12 protein-coding genes are annotated in these 22,969 nt (G+C 55.2%); 3 read left to right on the plus strand and 9 right to left on the minus strand.

Annotated features, from left to right (window positions below; all coding sequences use genetic code 11):
- Positions 1-185: 185 nt before the first annotated feature.
- Genes hrpA through CGZ80_RS26855 form a run of 3 tightly spaced genes read right to left on the minus strand, consistent with a single transcriptional unit; the run spans position 186 to position 6,249 of the window.
- Positions 186-3,533, minus strand: a complete 3,348-nt coding sequence (gene hrpA, locus CGZ80_RS26850) for an ATP-dependent RNA helicase HrpA (RefSeq protein WP_315851436.1) — start codon at positions 3,531-3,533, stop codon at positions 186-188.
- The gene (locus tag CGZ80_RS28940) at positions 3,473-4,237 is read right to left on the minus strand and encodes an AAA family ATPase (protein WP_233148703.1); all 765 of its coding nucleotides are present in this window, start codon (positions 4,235-4,237) and stop codon (positions 3,473-3,475) included. Before CGZ80_RS28940 ends, hrpA begins: the two co-directional genes overlap by 61 nt.
- On the minus strand, positions 4,234-6,249 hold the full coding sequence (locus CGZ80_RS26855; protein WP_094418857.1) for a S46 family peptidase: 2,016 nt from the start codon (positions 6,247-6,249) through the stop codon (positions 4,234-4,236). Before CGZ80_RS26855 ends, CGZ80_RS28940 begins: the two co-directional genes overlap by 4 nt.
- 551 nt (positions 6,250-6,800) lie before the next feature.
- Between CGZ80_RS26855 and CGZ80_RS26860 the strand changes: the two genes are divergently transcribed.
- A complete protein-coding gene (locus tag CGZ80_RS26860; protein ID WP_158222868.1) occupies positions 6,801-8,294 on the plus strand; it encodes a GGDEF domain-containing protein in 1,494 nt (497 codons plus the stop codon).
- Positions 8,295-8,308: 14 nt separating this feature from the next.
- Here CGZ80_RS26860 and CGZ80_RS26865 read toward each other — a convergent pair whose 3' ends face one another.
- From CGZ80_RS26865 to glyA, 3 genes are all read right to left on the minus strand, one after another.
- Positions 8,309-8,686, minus strand: a complete 378-nt coding sequence (locus CGZ80_RS26865; protein WP_094418755.1) for a PH domain-containing protein — start codon at positions 8,684-8,686, stop codon at positions 8,309-8,311.
- Positions 8,687-8,755: 69 nt separating this feature from the next.
- Entirely contained in the window at positions 8,756-9,223 is a 468-nt protein-coding gene (locus CGZ80_RS26870) for a response regulator (RefSeq protein WP_094418756.1), read from the minus strand.
- Between the two features lie 55 nt (positions 9,224-9,278).
- On the minus strand, positions 9,279-10,541 hold the full coding sequence (glyA, locus tag CGZ80_RS26875; protein WP_094418757.1) for a serine hydroxymethyltransferase: 1,263 nt from the start codon (positions 10,539-10,541) through the stop codon (positions 9,279-9,281).
- Positions 10,542-11,080: 539 nt separating this feature from the next.
- Here glyA and CGZ80_RS26880 point away from each other — a divergent pair.
- Complete coding sequence (locus CGZ80_RS26880) at positions 11,081-14,053, plus strand: zinc-dependent metalloprotease (protein ID WP_094418758.1); 2,973 nt, start codon at positions 11,081-11,083, stop codon at positions 14,051-14,053.
- 71 nt (positions 14,054-14,124) lie between these two features.
- Here the strand turns inward: CGZ80_RS26880 and cls are convergent, their stop codons facing one another.
- The 3 genes from cls to CGZ80_RS26895 form a co-directional block, all read right to left on the minus strand.
- Positions 14,125-15,624, minus strand: coding sequence for a cardiolipin synthase (gene cls, locus CGZ80_RS26885; protein ID WP_094418759.1), 1,500 nt, complete (start codon positions 15,622-15,624; stop codon positions 14,125-14,127).
- Positions 15,611-18,163: a chemotaxis protein CheB gene (locus CGZ80_RS26890; RefSeq protein ID WP_094418760.1), complete on the minus strand. Its 2,553-nt coding sequence runs from the start codon at positions 18,161-18,163 to the stop codon at positions 15,611-15,613. The genes cls and CGZ80_RS26890 overlap by 14 nt, the downstream gene beginning before the upstream one ends.
- Positions 18,164-18,229: 66 nt before the next feature.
- Complete coding sequence (locus tag CGZ80_RS26895; RefSeq protein WP_094418761.1) at positions 18,230-21,457, minus strand: chemotaxis protein CheB; 3,228 nt, start codon at positions 21,455-21,457, stop codon at positions 18,230-18,232.
- A gap of 674 nt (positions 21,458-22,131) precedes the next feature.
- Here CGZ80_RS26895 and CGZ80_RS26900 point away from each other — a divergent pair.
- On the plus strand, positions 22,132-22,692 hold the full coding sequence (locus tag CGZ80_RS26900; protein ID WP_094418762.1) for a response regulator: 561 nt from the start codon (positions 22,132-22,134) through the stop codon (positions 22,690-22,692).
- The last annotated feature ends 277 nt before the right edge of the window (positions 22,693-22,969 follow it).

The following is a 22,969-nucleotide window of genomic DNA, read 5'->3' on the forward strand; positions in this document are numbered from 1 at the left end:
AATCTGCCACAACTTCATGCAACAATGGCAGAGACTGCCTAATCTCGCTGCACTGCTGCATTCTACTCCATTATCGTCCGATAAAGGAAAACATCTGCTCGCAATTTGAAATATTGACTGGGGCTCGCCACCCATACTCCGGATCACGTTGCCGGTGTCATTCAGCCTCCCCCTACGCATTGGGTTCACTTTGCAGCGAGCAACTTTTCACAGCGGGTCGGCGAGACCTTTACCGCGGTCCCCAGTGGCTGAGCAAACAGGCTGACTCGCAACTCCTCGATCATCCAGCGAAACTCTGTTGCCGCTTGCGCTTCCGGCGTCATCTCATGCTCCGATAGCGACGATCGGAAAGCATCCCAAAGCGACTGGACCGTCGCAGTGCCCTCGGCATCACGCTGCCCCGATCCGCTTGTCAGTTTATCGAGACGGTAAGAAATCGCCGAGAGGTATCTTGGATAATGTTGTAGCCATTGCCATGGCGTGATAGCAAAGAAACGCGGGTGCAGCAGCCAACTAAGTTGCTGGCGCACATCACCGTCCGCCTGCATGAATCGACTGCTAGCAAAAGTTTCCAGATCGCCACGCGTTTTCAGATAGGCAGTGGAAAGTGTCGTCAGCCACTTGGCAATCTCTTGCACCGCAACCGCGATTCGCTCGCCACGATCAGCACGCCGCCGTTCAAACTCCTCGCGTGTCCGAATCAGCGGCTGCTTTTCGACGAAGGCCAACCTCGCAATCAGGTCGATCAACTGGGGTTCCAAATCGCTTCCCAACTTCAACCCTGACAATCGCACGCGAGTCTGGTCCATCTCTGGCAACCATCTGACTTGCCGGCGCAGTTCCTTGCGCTCAGAGATCGCATACAAACGCATCAACCCACATCGAAGCGCCGCATCGGCAGACTCCTGGTCGGAGAACAACTCGATGGCCACGTGATCTCCGCGATCGACCAGCGCCGGGAACTGGGCCACTTTGACCCCGCCACGTTCACGGATCACTTGGCGATCGAGCGCATCGATTTCGAAGGTCGTCATCTTTTGACTGGTATCGAGATCAGCTCCGTCGGATCCTACGACTGCGACACCGGCGTCTTGCGGCTGGACCACAGCGATCTGCGACCGGAGCGGATCGATACCACGACCTTGTGCGATTGTTTTCCCTTCGTCGTCAACAACCTGCACTAGGAATCGCAGGTGGTCATCGAGTTTTTCCTGTTGAAAGTCGTCGGGGCTGATCCGCATTTCCGCATGCCGCCCCATCGCGTCGCAAGCGGCTTGCATGAAGGGGACTTCGCCATACGAAGGCATTAATTCATCACAGATCTGCTGCGCGACGTCCGCCGCCGGAACCAGGTTCCGACGAATCCGCTTTGGTAATGACTTGATCATCGCGACAACTTTTTGATGCAACAGCCCAGGCACCAACCAACCGAGTCGATCATCGCTGATTTGTGAGACGGCAGCATGGTGCACTTTTAAGCTCACACCGTCGTCTTCGGCCCCGGGTTCATAACGATAACGCAGCGGCAACTCGCTTCCGCCGACGACCAACTGACTTGGAAACTGTTCTTCAGTGACCTGCGGGACTTCGATGTCAATCAGGTCGGCTGGCCGCATGTAACACGACGATTCATCCGCATCATCGCTTGGCGGATTTGCCAACCAATCGGACAAGCGTGTCGCGTCAAAGGGGCGTTCCCCCCAAACCGGAACCGGATGCGACTTGGACAGTTTCTCTAGACGCCCGCGATCAACGATTTCGTCTGACAAACGTTCTTGGTAAAAGCGACCGATAACGTAGTCATCGACAACGAGGTCGCGTCTTCTTGTTTTCGCCGCAAGCTCGGTGAACGCTTCACGCAGTGCGCGGTTGTGGCGAACGACCTTTGCGTTGGTCACCAGACGTTGCTCTACCAAACCATGGTTGATCAGTAACTCGCGTGCCGTTGCCGGATCGATTGGCGGCAGCGGGACGCGACGTTTAACGACGATCGGCAAACCGAATAGTGATTGGCGTTGATAACAGAATGCCCCGCTTGCCTTGTCACTCCAATGTGGATCCGAATAAGACGACTTCAACAAGTGGGCTCCGACCGATTCGATCCAGCCTGGCGAAATGCGTGCGACCGTTCGGGCGTATTGCTTAGCCGTTTCGACAAGCTCTGCTGCGACAATCCACTTTGGCTTCGATTCGAACACACCGCTGCCGGGCCACAAATAAAGCTTCAGATTTCGCGGACCGATGTAGACGTTCTTGTCACCCGCCATCGCCACGCCGCTTAAAAAGCCGGACAACAGCGCCTGATGCACATTGGCATAGACCTCTTTGTCGAGCGTCTGCTCCCCTTTTTCCGCATAGCGAATGTGATTGACCGATCCCTTTCGTCCGCTCGCGATCTCACGCAATTGTCGATAGGTGTCCGACCACTCGCGCATCCGCGTCGGCGATAGAAACCGTTTGCCGAGCTCTCGAGTCAGACGACTGCGTGAATAATCACTGCGGGCTTTTTCGTAAAAGCGCCACAGCCGTAACAACGACAGAAAATCGCTTTCTTGGTCACGGAATTCCGCATGGGCTTCGTCAGCGGCCTGCTGCTTTTCAGGCGGCCGCACGCGAGGGTCAGCGATTTCAAGTGCCGCGGCGATCGGCAACACTTCACCCAAAACGCCAAACTGCTCGGCAGCCAAAATGATTCGCCCGATCCGCGGGTCGACTGGCATGTTCCCAAGTGCCTTGCCGATCTCGGTCAATTCATGTCGGTCGTCGATCGCATTGAGTTCGATCAACGTCTGGATGCCTTCGCGAATGGATTCGTCACGGGGGACTTCCAACAACGGCAATGCGTCCAGCGATCCCAGCCCCAGCACTTTGCTTTTCAGAACCACCGACGCCAAATTGGTTCGCTTGATTTCGGGGGTCGTAAAGTCTTCGCGGGATTCATAATCCTCGGTGGAATATAAACGCACACAGATCCCCGGCCCGACACGACCGCAGCGACCGGCCCGTTGGTCGGCGCTGGCGCGACTGACAGGTTCGATCGGCAACCGCTGCAATTTGCTGCGTGGGCTATAGCGACTGATCCGCGCGGTCCCACTATCGATCACATATCGGATTCCGGGTACCGTCAACGAACTTTCGGCAACGTTGGTGGCAAAGATCAATCGTTGCTTGCTACCGCTCGGATGAAAGATCCGCTGTTGGTCTTTTTGTGGCAACCGCGCATACAGCGGCAGCACTTCGACACGCCCTTCCATGCCCAGCCGTTTGTAGTGCCCGGCCACGCGATGCGACACCAAGCGAATGTCACGTTCGGTCGGCAGGAACACCAGTGTGTCACCGGTTCCGCTGCGCGACAGATTTTTGACCGCGGCGATCACGTGGGCAGACAAGTCGTAGCTTCGTCGCTCGTCTTCGCTGACGTCTTCCCAAGGCAGATAGCGGATTTCGACAGGGTAGCCTCGACCTTCGACGTTCAAGATCGGTGCCGGCCCGGCTTCATCGGCGAAGTGCTCGGCAAAACGTTCGGCGTCGATGGTTGCGAGGTGATAATGATTTTCAAATCTGGACGCTTCTCTTGCAAACGACGCAAGTAAGCCAATAGAAAATCGATGTTGATCGAACGTTCGTGAGCTTCGTCGATGATGATCACGTCGTACCGATCCAGGAACCGATCCGTTCCCGTTTCGGCCAACAGGATCCCGTCGGTCATCAGCTTGATCATCGTTTCGGGACCAGTTTGGTCGCCAAAGCGAACCTGGTATCCGACTTGGTCACCAAGCTTGCATTCGAGCTCTTCACTCAAGCGTGTCGCGATACTGCGTGCCGCCAACCGTCGTGGTTGGGTGTGGCCGATCATGCCTTGGCGGCCAAGCCCCGCTTCCAAGCAGAACTTGGGCAATTGCGTGCTTTTACCGCTACCCGTTTCACCGCAAACGACGATGACTTGTCGCGAACGAATGGTGTCGACGATCTGATCACGATACTTCGAGATCGGCAGTTCGTCGGGATAGTCCAGCTTGGGCTGGTACGCTTCGCGACGTTGGCGAAGCTGGGCCGAATCGAGCAGACGCTTTTGAAAGGTTTCGGGGTCGAGACGTTTCTTTTGGCGACGCAACCGGAATTGGTCGCCGCGCATCGCGTCATCAATTGAAAGATTCGCGGGGTCGAGCTCGCCATCACTTGGAAGCGATGGCGAGTTGGAATCATTTAATGAAGGACTAGAGGGCTTAAAGCTCATTTCCCGATGGAGTCGGCTAGCTCGTCGGCTCCGTAGATTTTGCGTAGGGCGTGCAAAATCCCGACGCCGGAAACGCTGACCGCTCGCGCCTGTTGGTCGGTGTAAAGGTAATCACTGGTAAGGCTTTGAATGTTACCGTCAAAGATCAATCCGACCAACTGACCGTCGCGATTGACAACCGGTGAACCGCTGTTGCCGCCGATAATGTCTGCGGTGCAAACGAAGTTCAACTGGGTCGACAAATCCAAGTCGGACTTGTGGTCGTTCCAAGATTGCGGCAAATCAAAATCGGTTTGCCCTTCGTGACCTGACTCGTGCTTGAATGCACCTGCGAAGTCAGTCGACGGTTGGATTTCCTCGCCGTCTTGGGTGTAACTTTTGACCTGCCCGTAGGCCAGTCGCAGGGTAAAGGTCGCGTCGGGGTAGCCGGAGTCACCTTGGACTTTGCTGATCGCTTGAGTCAGTTTCGCGTACGCTTGGCGTTCTCGTTCGTCGAGTTCTTCGCTGACGGTTCGCAATTTGCGGTATTCGCTTTCCAGCTTCGCCGCCAACTGGATCATCGGGTCATCCGATTGCTCGATCATTGCATGGTCGCCATCGACGTACGACTTACGTGCCGCGACATCCAACAACGTTGTGCCGTCGACCAATTCGGCAGCGCGCTCGCGTGGGCTTTTCCCATCGAGCACCAGTGCGACGAGCTCGTCATCGCCGCCACGGAACTCGACCATACGCGAGATCTCGTCGGCCAGCTTGACGCGTTCGAGGTCTTGATAGATCGGCGCTTCGCTGAGCAGATCCTGCAAAAGCGACTCGCGACCGGACTCAGTGAATTCGCGAAGTCGTTCTTCGTTCGACTTTTGGTCTTCGGCGGCGCGCAGTACCAACGTCAGTGCCAAGTCAAACAGTCGTGAGCCGAATGTGACCGAGCGGCCGAGTTGCTTCGCTTTTTCGTCTTGGATTTCGGCGATCTCGGCAAAGGCGGCTTCGGTGCCGGCAAGTTCTGGGTCGGCCTTGATCGCTTCGATCAGGCGTGCTTCACGTGCTTCCTTGGTCGCGATCGTTTTCGGGTCTTGCAATCCGGCCAACATCCCGGTGTACGCTTTGCGTCCATTCTGAATTCCAAATAGTTCGTCACGTGCACGACGTGTGGCTTCGACGCCATCGAGCCCGAACTGCTGCATCAAAACCTCTTTACGACGAAGGTAATCGAGGATGTACGGCATTCGGTGGTCACGCAAAAACTTCAGTGCCGCGACAGTAAAAATTCGCTGCGTCCGTCCGGGGTTACCGCTGACGAACACCAAGTCACCAGATTCGACACCCGCGTCGCTCCAACGCAAGAAATGGTCCAGTTTCGCGGGCTTGCCATCTTCGTAGACACGCATGATCGTCGCATCCATGCAGTACCGCGGATATTCGAAGTTGTCGGCATCGCCACCGAAGAAGGCGGCGGCGGTTTCCGGTGCCCAGACCAGACGGACGTCGGTGTATTTCTTGTAGCGGTAAAGGTGATACTTGGCACCGCCGAATAGCGTCACCACGTCGCTTCGCAATCCGGTTTTGTCGAGGGATTCCTTTTCGATTTGCGCGATCACGGCGCGACGTTGCTTTGCTGCTTCACCGACGGGCACATCTTTGGCAACGCCTGCGCTCACACGATCGGTAACGTCCTCGATCGAGACCAGTTGATTCAGCTCCAGGTCAGGCGCCTTGAGTTCTTCGCTCGTTGACTTGGCCAGAAAACCGTCATCGATCAGGTTGCGATCAGAACTGCTGAGCTTGTGCAGTGTGTCACTGGCGACATGGTGATTGGTCAGAACCAGACCGTCGCTCGAGATAAACGACCCCGATCCGCCGCTGTTGAACCGCACCGACGACAGACGCAACTCGTCCGCCCATTGCTGGGTCGGTTCGAACTCGTATTTCGATTTCAGTTCTTCGACCGGCAGATCATTGAAGAGATACATCCCTTCGTCGCCGGACGTTTCCAGGGAGAGCGAGAAAGACATACAGCACACCAAACCAAAAACTGCGAACGATTTTCCATTCATGATTGTTCCGTTTTCCATTCATGATCGATTCAGCGGTCAAGCCAGAACCGTCGCCAACCCTGAGCAACACCCCCTCCTTGTGGTCTTTTAATCGACCGTCCAAAAAGGCTGTTTTCGTGATCAAGATCAGGACGCAAGGACCGAACAAAAGTCCGATTCAGCTTAACCGTAACCGTTCGTCAACGCATCGCCCCTAAAGCCAGTGGCGCGATGCCAGTTCGATGGCGTGCAATGAGGGTGACGCCCGCTTCGCCTTTGCGAAATGACGATCATCCGACGCAATATGTTGACCTATGTTTACTCGACGGGGAAACCAGCACCGAAGGTAATCCCTCATCACCCGGCAGCAATTGTCGCTTCCCTCGTGTTTGCGACGCAAAGTTTGCCGAGCAGTCGACCCCCCGAAGTCGCACCACCGGACTCCAAAGATCCAAGACCGATCCGCTTGCCACTATGATTTCGCCAGGACGATGAAGCCGGAACTCGCGAGAATAATCGAACAGCCAGAGATGCCGTCGCCGCCAACGGTGGCCGTAGAGATTCTACACCGGGTCGATCGTCCCGACGTGCGGATTGAGGAACTCGCCGAGGTCATCAGTGCCGACCCCGCACTCGCGGCAAAGCTGATCGGCTATTGCAATTCGCCGCTGACTCAGACGACACGAACAATCTCCAGCTTGCACCAGTCCGTCACGCTGCTGGGCATGCGAACGCTGCGTCTGCTGTCACTATCGTTTTCGTTGATGGAGACCCGCGGCAAAGACGGCTTCCCATATGAAGATTTCTGGCGGCAATCATTGGGTATGGGAATCGCCGCCAAACGACTCTCGAAAATCTGTGGAACTGATCCTGACGAAAGCTTTTTAATGGGGCTGGTCTACAACATCGGCGTGATGGGACTTGGCATCTGCTACGCCGACGAATTCGGCCGACGCTTCCCGAACAAATGCCTGCTCAATGACGTCAGCGTTCGGATCGAGCGAGACATCAGTGGAACGGACCGGTACGAACTAGGCGCATGCCTGTTGTCGCATTGGAACTTTCCCGAGTCGATGGTGAAAACACTCGAAGACCGTCGCTACCAAATCGAAAATTCACGCTGCCAATTCGGATGTGCCGAACGACTCAGTCGATTGATGCTGTCCACCGAAACGGACTTGCGAAACGTCGTCGACGTCCGCAAAGAAGTTTGCGCGACGTACTCGCTTCAAGAAGAGCAATTCGACGAATTGTTTGACGGCATGCTTGAAGACTGGCGTGCCTACGAATCGCTATTCAATTTCGAAGCAATCGCCTTCGATTCACTTCGCGAATTAGAAGCTCGCGCCAAACGTTCGATGATCGAGATTTCGATCAACATGGAACGAACGATCCGCGAGATGTCACAACAGCACGACGAACTGCGACAGCTCGCCTGGATCGACGGCCTGACACAACTGAAGAACCGCACCGCTTACGACAACGAAGTCCCCAAAGCGTCGGAGCACTATCTGCGTGAGTCACAGTCATTTGGCCTGATGATCGCCGACATCGATCACTTCAAATCGTTCAACGATACCTTCGGACACAGCGCAGGCGATTGCATCCTGCGTGAAGTCGGCAACTGCTTGAAACGCAACCTTCGCAAAGCGGATCAAGTCTATCGATTTGGCGGCGAAGAATTCGTCCTGCTGGTCAGCAACTGTGACTTCGACTCGGCACTGCGTGTCGGTGAACGTTTACGAACGTCCATCGAAGACCTACGTGTCGGTTACGACGAATACGAATTATGCGTGACGATCAGCATGGGGATTTGCTGGGTCAATCAAGGCCAGCACAATCACTTTGAAGACCTCTTCGAGTGCGCCGACACCTGTTTGTTTGAAGCCAAACGCAAAGGACGCAACAACTGTGTCGCGGCAATGGCAAACGGCGAAAACGCTCATGTGATGGTCTCGCCAAGCAGTGGAAAAATCCCAATCACGCTCGATGCTCTCAGCACGTCGCCGATGCAACAGGTGTAGCGGCTACCGCGGCGTTACCCGCAGATATGCCGCGTCAGGATCTTGACGATGTCGGACACGTGATCGGACTTTCGAAAGTCGAAGCACAACGGTTCGGCGGTACTCGACAGCCACAACTTCAGATCGGCGTCTAAATCGAATGTGCCAGCGGTTTCGACCGAGTACCTCACGATGCTGCGGTACGGGATCGAAAGAAACTCGGTCTTCTTGCCCGTCACCCCTTGGCGATCGATCACCAAGACACGCTTGTTGGTCAACACGATCATATCGCGGACCAGCTGGTAGCCTTGCTCGATCGTCTCGCCTTCGACGATGATCGAATCGATCAGCTTTTCGACCTTTTCCAGTTTCGCCTCGGACGCAGAACCGAGGATGCCGGAGAGTAAACCCATCGCAGTTTGCCTTGTGGTTGGTGGATAGTTTACAGGCTCACGAAACAGCCACCTTGGGCGCGCGAGGTGCTACCTGCCGCGATCGCCGTCTTCGATCGACTGGATGTAGTTTCGCAAACGCTCAAGTTCGTCTTCGACGCCCTTCAGCTTGAGCATGTTCTCGACACGCTTGAGCAAATGCATCCGCTGAACCGGCTTGGTCAAAAAGTCATCGGTGCCGGCCGCAACAGCGCGCTCGATGTCGCCAAGTTCGTTTAATGCGGTGACCATCAGGATCATCACGCGAGATGTCTCGGCGTTGTCCTTGACCTTTTTGCAGACTTCGAAGCCACTTAACTTCGGCATCATCACATCCAGCAGCACGAGATCGGGCTGGAAGGACGCGACTTTGTCGAGAGTGTCCTGGCCATCGATTGAGGTTTCGATTTCGCAATCGATCTCAGCGAGATACGCTTCCAAAAGCTCTCGGTTTGCCACATTGTCGTCCGCGATCAGGATTCGATGCGTGTTAGACGAATTCGATGGAGATTGAGACATGAATGGCGAACAGAGAGCGTTGTAAATCGTCAGTGAAACGGATGGCGAACCGAACTTAGTTGGTAACCGCCAAAGACTCGCGATCGGCAGGTACCGGGAAGCTTTCGCACATCTCACGAATCTCATCGCGGATTTTGGCGTGCTGCTCGCTATCTTCTCCCGCCGACAGGGCACTGTGAATCCAGTTGCCAACGCGTTTCATTTCGTTGGTGCCCATGCCGCGACTGGTCAGTGCGGGGGTTCCGATGCGGATTCCCGAGGGATCCATCGGCTTGCGAGTATCGAACGGGATCATGTTCATGTTCACGGTGATACCGCACTCGTCCAAGATCGACTCGGCCGCTTTGCCGCCCAATCCAAGGGAAGTCACGTCGACCAACATCAAGTGGTTGTCGGTGCCACCGCTGACCAGCGACAGCCCAGCCGCGGTCAACGTTTCGGCGAGAACCTTGGCGTTGTCGACGACTTGTTGGGCATAACCTTTGTAATCGTCCGTCAGGGCTTCGCCAAAGCAAACTGCTTTGCCAGCGATGACGTGCATCAACGGGCCGCCTTGAGTCCCTGGGAACACGTTGCGATTGATCAGTTTGGCGTGCTCTTCCTTGCACAAGATCATCCCGCCGCGTGGGCCACGAAGCGTCTTGTGCGTCGTGGTGGTCACGTAGTCAGCGTAAGGAACGGGCGAATTGTGAATCTTCGCGGCGACCAGACCGGCGTAGTGCGCCATGTCGACCATCAACTTCGCACCGACTTCGTTGGCGATCTCGGCGAACTTGTCGTGTGGGATCTCACGTGGGTAGGCGCTCGCACCGGCGACGATCAATTTTGGCTTGTGCTCGCGAGCCAGTGAAGCGATCTGATCAAAGTCCAAACGGTGGGTGTCTTTGGTGACGCCGTAGGAAATAAAGTTGTAGAGCTGGCCGCTGATGTTCAGCTTCATGCCGTGCGTCAGGTGACCGCCTTGAGCCAGATCCAACCCCAGCACGGTGTCGCCAGGATTGAGGCACGACAGGTAAACGGCCGCATTGGCTTGGGAACCACTATGTGGCTGGACGTTGGCGATTTCGGCACCGAACAGTTCTTTAGCACGATCGATCGCGACCTGCTCGACCACGTCAACGTATTCACAGCCGCCGTAATAACGACGTCCGGGATAGCCCTCGGCGTATTTATTGGTCAACACGCTGCCGGCGGCCTGCATCACCGCATAGCTGGTGTAGTTTTCGCTGGCGATCAGTTCCAAACCTTCGCGTTGGCGACGGGCTTCGTCTTGGATAGCGTCCCAAATCTGGGGGTCTTGTTGCTGCAGCGGATTCATGGGCCGTGTTTTGTTGGGAGGGGAAATCATCGGCGGGGCACACGCACGACGCCCCGATTGTTGATGGCGAACGAAAAACCGTCAATCCTTGCCGATCGCAACAGCCTACCTTGCGTCGGGCCCCGAGGCAGATCCGGCGATGGAACTCGGCCACTCGAATACGGCAGCAACGATCGGGAGGCGAGTCATTCGATGCGCCTTGAGAACGCCTAAGATGGCGATTCGAGCGTCATCTCCGCCACTGCCGCCCCCCCACCCTCCGAGAGAATCTGGGCGAACTGGTGGACTTAAAATCACCCGAGACGTCAGGTTTGGCGTGCAGTTTTCCCCTGTCGCTGTCGGCGCGATCGGACTGGGGAAAAACTACACATCGGGTGCTTTGTGAGGATACAATTGGTCGATTGGCATGCCCGGATGGAAACCGGCATGTTCTGCGCGTCAAAGTCCCGTCGCCCTCGCTAGGGATACCCGCCAATCGACGTTAAGCGTGACCTACGCTTTCATCGTTACCGTCTCTACCCGATTCTCGAGTTTCTCGAATGAAAAACTGCGTTGCTGCAATCGCTGTGCTGTTTTCGTCAGTCGGCGCGATCGAACGCGCCGGCGCAGCCGACCTGCCACCGTTCGACAAGGTTTCCGAAAACTTCAAGCCGGTCTCCGTCTCGGATCAACAGGACCGCAAAGGGTTCTTCAACGTCTGGGAACGATCGAGCGACTCTCAACTGATTGCCGAACTGCCCAAAAACTTTGCGTCCAAGAGCTACTTCATCGCCCTGACGCTCAGCAGCGGTGACACCTACGCCGGATTGCAATCTGGAGACTTGGTCGTCAAATGGCGGGAATACAACAATCGCTTGGCCCTGATCGCCCCAAATCTGTCGATCCGTGCGACCGGAGATCCAGAGTCCAAAGCGTCGGTCAAACGACTGTTCACCGACCAAGTGCTTCTGGACATCCCGATTTTGGCCAAGGGTCCAAACGGCGGCCCGGTCATCGACCTGGATTCACTGTTGGTCAACAACGCCAGCACGTTCTTCGGACGCAGCGTTCGCATCAGTAACCCTCGCATCACCTCGATCGGTTCGGTCAAGGTATTTCCATCGAACGTCGAAGTTGCCGTGGAAATCGTCGGCGCATCGAACCGCTTCCAAATGCTGCACTACAGCTTCAGTGAAGTCCCCAACCCATCAACCGGGTTCAAGCCACGTGAAGCCGACCAACGCATCGGTTACTTCACCACGACCTACACCGACCTGAGCAAGTACACCGACGACGAAACACAAGTTCGTTACATCAACCGCTGGAACCTTGCCAAACGTGACCCCAAGCTGAAACTCAGCCCTCCAAAAGAACCGATCATCTTCTACGTCGAACACACCACACCGGTGCGTTACCGACGCTGGATCAAAGCCGGCATCGACTACTGGAACAAAGCTTTCGAAAAGGTTGGCATCGTTGACGCGATCGAAGTCCATTACCAAGACGCCGAAAGCGGCGCGCACATGGAAAAGGACCCAGAAGACATTCGTTACAACTTTGTCCGCTGGTTGAATAACAACATCGGCACCGCGATCGGACCGAGCCGCGTGCACCCGATGACAGGCGAAATCCTCGACGCCGACATCATCCTTACTGACGGCTGGATTCGTCACTTCAATTTCAACTACGACGACCTGATGCCCAAGCTGGCGATGGAAGGCACCAGCCCGGAAACACTGGCCTGGCTCAGCGAACACCCCTCCTGGGACCCTCGCGTTCGCATGGTTTCGCCTTCGAAGGTCAACCAAGTTCGCGAACAAATCGCCCGCCAAGCACGCCAGCCCTACGCCGGCTATGCGATGGCATCGGCCGACGCCAGCATGATGGGTGACGACGAGTACGACGGACTGATCGGACACCTCAGCCAAAAGAATGGCTTGTGCATGGCCCCGGGAGCTCGCTCGCTAGACCTCGCGATCGCACGCATGGACTGGGCGCTCGCGATGCTCGACGAAAAGCCTTCGGTTGACGAAGACGACAAGAAAAAAGACGAAGACGACGAAGCCGAATCGAAAGACGACGAGTCCAAAGAGAAGTCCGAAGCCAAGAAAGACGACGAAGAAAAGAAGGACGAGGACAAAGCCGAAGCGAAGGATGACGAAAAGTCCTCCGACGACAAAACCGCCGAAGCCAAAGACGAATCCGACGTCCTCGACGGCATGCCCGACTGGTTCATCGGACCGCTTTTGGCTGACCTCGTCGCACACGAAGTCGGCCACACCCTCGGCCTGCGTCACAACTTCAAAGGTTCGTCACGCTACACACTCGACGAAATCAACAGCGAAAAAGTCAAAGGCAAAGAGACCTTCACCGCTTCGGTGATGGATTACACGCCGATCAACTTCCGCTATGAAAGTGGTGACGTCCAAGGCGACTACGCCATGATCGATATCGGTCCCTACGATTACTGGGCGATCGAATTCGGCTACACCATGGACGACAAAAAACTGCCTGAACTGCTCAAACGCTGTGTCGAACCAGAATTGCAATTCGCAACCGACGAAGACACCAGCGGTCCCGACCCATTGGCACGTCGCTATGACTTCGCCAAAGACCCGTTGGACTACGCCGAAGAGCAGATGAGTCTGGTTAAACTGTACCGCACTCGCATCCTGGAAAAATTCGTCAAAGACGGTGACCCATGGGCGAAAGCACGTCGCGGTTACGAACTGACCCTCTCGCTGCAAACCCGCGCGACGAGCATGATGTCGAACTGGATCGGTGGCGCGTTTGTCAACCGTGACAAGAAAGGCGATCCGGGCAACCGCTCGCCAATCGAAGTTGTCCCTGCCAAACAACAACGTGCCGCTTTGAACTTTGTGATCGAGAACACATTCAAAGACGACGCGTTTGGTTTGAGCCCCGAACTGCTCGAACGCATGACCAGCGAGCGTTGGCTGGACGGGGCGGGAACACTGGGAAGCAGCGGAGAAGCCACTTGGCCGGTTCACGACCGCGTCCTCGGTTTGCAATCGTCAGCCCTGACTTGGCTGATGAGCCCAACAACGCTTCGCCGTGTTTATGACAACGAACTGCGATTGCCAGTCGATGCCGACGCACTGACGCTGCCAGAGCTTCTGGAAACGATCAGCACCGCGGCTTGGACCGAAATCGCCAGCGAATGCCCCGAAGGACGCAATAATCGTCAGCCAATGATTTCGTCGCTCCGTCGCAACCTGCAAAAGGAGCACGCACAACGGTTGATCGATTTGGTATTGGAAAAGAACAACAACACCGCCGCCTACAAGCCGATCACCGACTTGGCGCGGATGGAGTTGATCGACCTCCAACACGATATCGAAGAGCGATTGAAGACCTGTGAAAAGAAAATGGATGCCTACTCGCGAGCTCACCTCAACGAGACCGCGATGCGTATCAGCCAAGCCTTGAAGGCAGGCTTCACGTACCAGTCTTCGTCGTCAAATCCGCTGGGTCAGTTCATCATCCTTGGTGAAACGCCTGACGATCAGTAACGACAGATTTTGTCTGAACAAGAAATCGCCAAGCGGTCGGGAGTTTTCCCGGCCGCTTTTTTATTTGCCGTCTACAAGATCGGACTGAACAAACGGGCGACGACTCGCCCGATCCCGGTCAGCCAGGGATGATCCGCTTTCGCCGCCGGATCCGGCCACCGAGCCTCTTGAAAATCGCTTTGCAACATCTGCTCCATCGTCGCGATGAAGTTCGGACATTCAATCGCAACCATCATCTCGAAATTCAAATGCAACGAACGATGATCCAAGTTAGTTGAACCGACCATGGCGAGCTTGTCATCAACCAGCCAACACTTTTGATGCATCAAGCCTTCACGGTATCGCCCGACGCGGATCCCGGCGTCCATCAGCTCACGTTCGTAGTAGAACCCGGCAAAAAAGACGCTGTAGTGATCGGCGATTGAAGGGATCAGAATTCGCACATCGACACCACGTGCGCGGGCCATCAACAAACTGACAAGCGTCGTGTCATCGGGCACCAAATAGGGCGTCGTGACCCACAATCGCTCGCGGGCCGATGCGGCAACGGTGGAAAACATCATCGTCGCACGCGGATGATCGTCGGCCGGACCGGTCGCACACATCGCCGCACGGCACCCAGTCGCTCGACAATCGCCGGCTTGACCGTCCTGACTGACGTGGGCGGGCGGCTCCATCGGCTTCCAATGCGCCTCCGGCAAATCCTGCCTAGCCGCCCAGTAGTAATCGCCAGCGAAGACGGCTTGGACCTTGCGAGTGATTGGACCGGTTAACAGCACTGCGGTGTCACGCCAGTGATCCGTCCATCCCGCGTTGCCGGTGTATTCTTTGCCGACGTTGAAGCCACCAACCAGCGACGTATGGCCGTCGATAACGATCAGCTTGCGATGGTTGCGAAAGTTGACTTGGAATCGAGTCGTCAGCTTGGTCGGCGTATCGAACGCATGAACATCGATCCCGGCATCGACCAGCCGCTGGACGTAGTGGCGTGATAGTCCGATGCTGCCGATATTGTCGTACAGCAATCGTACTGTCACGCCGCGCTGGACACGCTCGATCAGGGCAGCCGCCAATTGACGCCCGATCTCGTCATCTCGGATGATGTAAAACTCGAGGTACACATACCGCCGAGCCTTTTTGATTTGCTCGATCACGCTGGTGTAAAACGCCTCGCCGTTGATCAGCAATGACGCCTGATTGTCATCGCAAATCGGCGTATCCAGCACGTCAGCGACTGCATCAAGCGGTGTCCGAAGCTCAGTCGAACGCACCCCAACGGCCGTCTTTAGCTCGGTATTGATCGCCGCAACGCTGCGTTTATGACGCTGGCCGACCTCGCGAATCGATTCGCGGTAGCCCTGAAAACGGTAGCGGCCGAAAACCCAGTACAGCGGGATACTGACCATCGGCAGCGAGACGAGTGCGACCACCCACGCGATTGCCGCTTGTGTGGTTCGTACAAACCAAATCGCATGGAGCGCCGATGCAATGGCAATGATCTCGATCCCGATGACTAACAGCGATGTCAGCGTCGTCCAAGAAAGCGATCCTAGGTAATCAATCAGATTCATTCGTCTGGCTACCGACGTCGAACGCACTGGTATCGATGATGTTGATAATCACCCCTTTCTGCTTCGCGGTCGTCTCGTAGACCATCAACTTAACAATCACCCGGTGCCGTTCACTTTCGCCGAAAGTTTTGATCACCGAATGTCCCGTGACTTGCACTTGCTCAAGCAATTGTGGCAAGTCGCTAATCTGAAGCGAGTGCGTAAAGTTATTGATCGGCCGCCCCACGTCGTGACTCATCAATCGAAAGTACTTCGTCGCCAACGGCGTGAACTTTCGAATGCAGAGGTCTTGATCCAAAAAAATCGTCCCGATATCGGACAAGCCCAGCAGGTTGTTCAAGTCATCAGTAACGACTTGAAGCTCCGTGATTTGCCGCTGATTCTCCGTATTGACTGAGTAAAGCTCCTCGTTGACGCTCTGCAATTCCTCGTTGGTGCTTTGCAGCTCTTCGTTGCTGGCGATCAGCTCCTGGTTGGTCGACTGCAACTGCTCATTGCTCGCTTCTAACTCTTCGATCGTCGCGTTGAGGGTCTCCTTGGTGTATTCCAGTTCGGACCTTAACGCATCATGTTCGACGCCGGTGCGAATTTGACTGAGCTCTTCGAACTCGGAGCGTGGACCAGGCCGCTCAGCATCGAATTCGATGAACCAAAGGAATCGATTCGAATCTGGCTCTTTACGAATCGCGCGAATTAGGACGTCACGCGTCAACACTTTTTCGCCACCGTTCCCATTTCCGCGTTCGGCGGAACGAGTCTCAAATTCGACGCCACGCAGCAGCACGTGCTTTCCCGCTTCGGCGGCACGCACCATTCCCGCGCCGATGCTGCCACGGACCCCATCGGGCAACAATTGACTCACTCTCCCGCTCGGACGTCCCGACATCGGGAGCAGGAATTTACTGGCATCGCCAAAGACGTGAATCACATTGCGATTTTCGTCGACTAATAGGCCGTTGTGGACAAACTCGCCCAGCAACAAATCATAGGAATCGAGCAGCGTGCTAAAACTCGGCTGACCTGACGCGCTTCGGTTCACCAGATCGACCAAACGCGACGGAAACACCTGACGTGTTGGATAGAATTTCAACTGCGCGGGCAAAAACCGCGGAAGGTTGCCAAGCTTTTTATACAGACGCCACGTCGGGTCGATCGTTTCGAATTCGGACTCCAGCGAACTTGGCACTTCGCTAGGCCCAAGCATCAAGATACCCTCTGTATCGAGCGCAAAGTGGAACGAATGAAACGCGGCCTGCTGGGCATCTTTCTCCAAATAGATCAACAGATTGCGACAGGCGACTAAATTCATCCGCGAGAACGGCGGATCCTTGATCACGTCGTGCCGGGTGAAGATGACATGACGACGCAAATGCGTGTCGACGCATCGCATCCCGGAATCAACCTTTTGGAAAAACCGCTCTTGCTGAGTTGGCGTGAGGTGCTCAATCGCCTCCTGCGGATACACCCCCTTCGCCGCGACTTTTAATGCCCGGTCATGCACATCGGTTGCCAAGACTTTAAATCGCGGCGGACGCCCTAAGGCCTCAAACGCTTCGATCGCGACAATCCCGATACTGTATGCTTCCTCGCCGGTTGCACATCCGGCAACCCAGATTCGCAATTCCTTGTGCGGATCAAAGCCTTCGACCATCGCGATCAGTTCTTGACGCAGAACTGAAAAGGCTTCTTCATCACGAAAGAACTTTGTCACGCCGATCAACAAATCGAAGTACAAGGCGTCCAATTCCTCTGGATTCTGCTCGATCGCCCGTGCGTACTCTGCCAATGTTTCTGCACCAACGGATCGCAACCGCCGACTGATTCGACGATCAATCGTTCCCGATTTGTAGTCCGCAAAGTCGATCCCGTGACGGTCGCACAGCATCGAAAAAATTCGCTCGATATCGGAAAACGAATGCTGCTCTTCGGCCGCCTCCACTGCCTTGACGGAATCTGGGTCCTCGGCAAACTGCATCAACAATTGCGAAATTTGGTCTCGCGGCAATGAAAAATGCACTTCGCCAGTCGAAAGGGCGTTGGTCGGCATCCCGTTAAACTCGGCGGTCTCGGGCGACTCAACGACGGTAACACCGCCGGCGGCACTGATGTGGCGAATCCCTGTTGAACCATCGGACCCGGTTCCGGAGAGCACAACACCGATGCAGTGCTTGCCGAAACTTTGCGCGGCCGAAACGAAAAAGTGATCGACGGGCTTGGGAAGCTGTTCCGCGTTCGCATCACTCAGCACGAAATGGCTCTTCTCGATTCTGGTTTCTTTCGAGGCGTTGTTTAGATAAATCTTATTTGGCTCGACCGGCATCCCATCGGTCACGTTGCAGATCGGCATATCGGTATGCCGGGCCAAAATTTCATCCATCAGGCTCTTAAAGCCTGGTGATAAGTGGACGATCACCACGATCGCGCAGCCGGTGTCTTCTGCCAAACTTGAAAAGAGGACCTCCAGAGAACGCAATCCACCGGCGGAGGCGCCGATGGCGATCATTGATTTTGCACGGTTGCTGTTGTTCTGGTTGGTCATAGTTGTGATCGTGTTGCCTTCAATGGCGTTTTATCGCATCAACCTGCATTCATTCCGACTCGGAATTCATTCGGACTCGGCAATGTGCAGTGAAAACTTCACCACCGTTCCATGCCGTCGATTCGGCTCGATCCAAATCTTTCCCCCGTGACGCACAATGATTCGCTTGCAGAGTGCCAACCCTGCACCAATCCCCGGAACGTTGTGCTCGAACCCGAGACGCTTGAACATTGAAAAAACGCGGTCGAAGTGACGCGAGTCAATTCCGATCCCGTTGTCTTTCACCGAGATGTGGGCAAACTTACCTTCAACCGTTGCCTCCACACGAATTTTTGGCGGCTCTTCACTACGGTACTTCACCGCATTGTCAAAGAGGTGAAAAAACACTGTTTGCAACTGATCTGCATCGCCGGAGACATTCGGCAATTCTCCGATTTCCAAATCGGCGTCGTGATACTGTAGGCTGGAGGCCAAACTTTGCGATGCATCGGAAGCCACTTCCTTTAGATCGACACGCCGCATCGCGCCGCCCCGTGTGTTGATCCGCGAATAGGCCAGCATTGCTTCGATCATGCCACGAAGTGTTGCCGAGCTTTCGTTGATCACACGGACGGACTTGACCATCTCTTCGGAAATATTGTCGCCCGCTTGCTTCTCCAAGATCTGCGCATACTGCTGAATATGGCGGAGCGGGACTTCCAAGTCGTGGGACACGGCATAGGCAAAATCAGGCAATTCTTCGTTGATTTGCGCAAGCGTAACCATCGTTTGTTTGGCTCGCTCGGCCTCTTTGATTGCCGAGATATCCGTCGTCGTCAGCACGATGCCTTCGACGCGTCCCGATTCGTTCCGATAGGGCTGCATCCGCTGCAAGAACACTCGCCCATCGCCGCTTTGAACTTCGACTTCTTTGGCGATTTGCGATTCCAGCACTTCACTGGCATCAGCAAGCAAATTTGGGCTATCGAGCTTGTAGGCGATGTGTTCGATCGGCCGACCGATGTCTTGGTCAAGCACATTGAACGCCGATGAAATCGCAGGCGTGAACATACGAATCCTGAACTCTTCGTCTAGGAACACCGTCCCGATATCGGTGCTCTTGAGCAAGTTGTCCATGTCGCTGGTCATCTGCGTCAGCTCTTCGATCTTCTGTTTGTGCTCCGCGTTGACGGTGTACAGTTCCTCGTTGACGCTGTGCAGTTCCTCGTTGGTACTCTGCAGCTCTTCGTTGGATGCGATCAGCTCTTCGTTAGTCGCTTGCAGCTCTTCGTTGCTCGATTCCAGCTCTTCCACCGTCGCCTGCAGCGTCTCTCGCGTGTATCCGAGCTCGCGTTCTAATTGCGAAATACGTTCGTTAGCAAACTCATTCGCGTTCAACTGGGCCAAGTCGATCGAGTTGCTCGACATGTCCTGCGCCTGTTCTACCGAGATCAGATAAAGGCTCTGTGTCGCTTTCCGATACGGTTCAATGGTGACGCGATAAACCGCGTCTTCTTCACCATCGACCTGATAATGAATCCCGTTAAATACAATCGGCTTGTCATCTTGCTTGGCTCGCAAAACTCCGGCGCTAACGGCAGTCCGCAGCTCGCCGGAAAGCAGCTTGATTGCGTCCAAGGTTGGGCGACCTTCGGGTTGAACTAACAACTTGCGTGCGTCGCCAAAGGTATGGACCAGTTCACCAAAATCATTGATCAAGAAACTTGGCGGAACATACTTGGCCAACAACTCTTCGTAGGCTGATGACAGCCATGCTTGCCGGTCTCGCTGCGGGCTACTGGCAACAAATATCGGGCTCTTTTCGCGAATAACGCTTTGCAGCGAAGGCGACACAGGCATCCGGGTCGTATCTGGCAAACGCACATCGCGTTTCTTGGTATAGATTCTCCAATGGCGATCGAGCGTCTCGAATTCGGAGGCTAGTTCACCGACCGTCTCACTTGGTCCCAAGAACAGCACGCCGCCAATCCGCAAGCCGAAGTGATACATCGACAACACACGGTGCTGGACGCGCGGTTCGAGGTAGATCAAGACATTTCGGCAACTGATCAAGTCGATACGCGTGAATGGCGGATCACTGGTGATATCGTTCGCGGCGAAGATCACACGCTGACGCACTTCACGCTTGATGTGGCACAGGCCGTTGTTGCGAGTGAAGTACTTGATCCCCAGTTCATGCGGAACTTGATCGAGCACGTGCGACGGATAAACCGCCATACTGGCCGTTTCCAATGATGTTCGATGAACATCTGTCGCGAACACTTTGTAGTCGATATCGTGACGGCCAGACTTCTCGATCGCTTCGGAAAACAAGATCGCCAAAGAGTACGCTTCTTCACCGGTCGCGCATCCGGGGACCCAGACGCGCAGGTCTTCGTTCGCCGGTGCGTTTTCGACCAACTTGGGGATGAATTCGTTTCGCAGTCGTTCGTAAGCTCCGGGGTCACGAAAAAACTGTGTGACCTCAACCAGCAAGTCACGGAACAACGAATCGAATTCGTGCTGATTTTCTTCTAGAAAATTCGCATAGGTCGAAACATCAACGAATCCGCCCATCTGCATCCGCCGCTCGATTCGACGGGTGATCGTTGCAGGCTTGTAGAGTGCAAAGTCGACACCGTTGTGCAGACGATACATCCTCAAGATGCTGAAGATGCCCGATTCACTTGGCGTCCCGCCTTGGTCCCCGACCGTTGACAATTGCTCACGGTTACGATTCTCGCAGTACTGCACCAATCGCTTGGCCATGTCCGCCGGCACACAGACAGCGTCGACGACACCTGACCGAATGGTGGCTTGGGGCATCCCATCGAAACCAGCCGACTCGGGACTTTGTGCGATTACGATCCCACCGGATTGCCGGACATCACCAACACCACGCGACCCGTCACTTCCTGTTCCTGACATCACGATCGCGACGGCGCGGTCTTGCGCATCTAGCGCGAGAGAGCGAAAGAAAATATCGATCGGCAGATTCAACCCGCGATCTTGATCCTGGTCAGTAAGCAGCAGCTTCCCATCGGACAGCGCCATGTTTTTTTCAGGCGGGATCAAATAGATCGAATTGGGTTCCACCGTGATTCGATCGACAACCTTGTGAATCGACATCTTGGTGTGACGAGCGAGCAACTCGTCCATCAGGCTTTTAAAGTCCGGCGAGAGGTGCTGCACGACGACGAATGCCATCCCCGTCTCGGCCGGCATGTTGTCAAAGAACTCTTGAATAGGAGCAAGACCACCGGCGGATGCACCGATGCCGACGACCAGGCTCGGGCTGTCTTTTGATTCCGACATTGAATTGATATTTCAGCGATGTTGTAAAGTTTGTCGTCAATTCAGGGCGACGCGAAGACGCATCGATCAACCATTAGAGACCCCAGACGTGCGGCCTGTCACCAGCCGACTCCATTTAATCGAGGCGAGTGATGGCAAAGGTGACTCAAGACCAGAGGGCATGCAATACGTCTCGACCATTTCACGGCGGCGATGCGAATTTACTTCTGCAAAAACGAAATCGTTTCGCTCCGACTTTTCCAATAAACGTGCTGTGAATACCCAGTCCTGCTTCGCGATCAGCCCACTTGTTTCGCACTTCGCAAGCCATGCCTCGATGCGCGTCGAAAGGCATTAACCCTAAACCTCTGCCGTGCATGCGCAACGACCAAACCTGTCTTAACACGACAACTTTCGGCGTGGTTTGACAATAACATATACCCCTCTGATTTTCTGTCAGATTAACCTTGCAACCGGGGGGCACCAGCCCTATAGTCACTCATTAGCAAGTTCTGCGAAGAAGTTGATTCTTGCCGACTCTTTCGGCGACTGGATGTCACGCAGCAGCTTCCAAGGTACCTATGTGCCCACCAATGTTGTCATTGGGGCAGTGACATCCATTACAGCATCAGATGATTGCCGGCGTGTTGCCATCCGTCGGCGTGATGATGCGACAGGCGTGAGGAGGAATCGCCATGCTCGTTATTTCCCGGAAGAACGACGAATCCATTTGCTTCCCTGGCACCGGAATCGAAGTCCGCATATTGCGACCAGGACCATCAAAGGTTCGCGTTGGGATCAAAGCGCCACCGGAGATCCCCGTGCTTCGCGGCGAACTCGAATGCGGCGACGCATCCCCAGCGACCGAGCCTGCCGTTGCCAAGAAAGTCATGATCATTGACGACAACTGGAACGAGATGAAGCTGCTTGCCGGCTACCTGCGTCTGAAAAAGATGGATGTGGAAACCGCCGAAAGCGGTGCTGCAGCCATGGAGCGACTCCTCGCTGGCGCCACTCCCGATGTCATCCTGCTGGACATGATCATGCCCGAGTTCGATGGCGCGTGGACGATTCACAAACTCCGCTCCTCGCCCGTCACTCAGCACATCAAAGTCCTTGCGGTCAGCGGATGCGACCCCGACGAATTGAATGTGCCCATCGGGCCAATGGGAGTCGACGCTTGGTACCCCAAACCCCTGAATCCGGAAAAACTTGCCCATGACCTTCAGCGGCAAGCCTACCTGACTCCGGCCTGACATTTCGCCAAGACGCATTGCCTGGAAACACCCACTGCCTGGAACCGCTGCCCAGCGCGGCCACTGTTTGCGGCCACTGTTTCGCTCCATTCATCCAAGCAACGCATGGATGAACCACCGTCTGTGCGCGTGGGTGGGATCGACTCGGGGCAACCGCGGCAACGAAACACTTCTCGTTGCAGCGCGAGGTCCCGCCCACGCGTTTTTTTTTACTCGACGTTCTGCCGGCAAACAAACTGCCCAACTCCGAGCCACATCAAGAAATTGCGTTCCATGC

Source organism: Rhodopirellula sp. MGV, assembly GCF_002251265.1.
In the GTDB taxonomy this organism is placed as follows: Bacteria; Planctomycetota; Planctomycetia; order Pirellulales; family Pirellulaceae; genus Stieleria; species Stieleria baltica_A.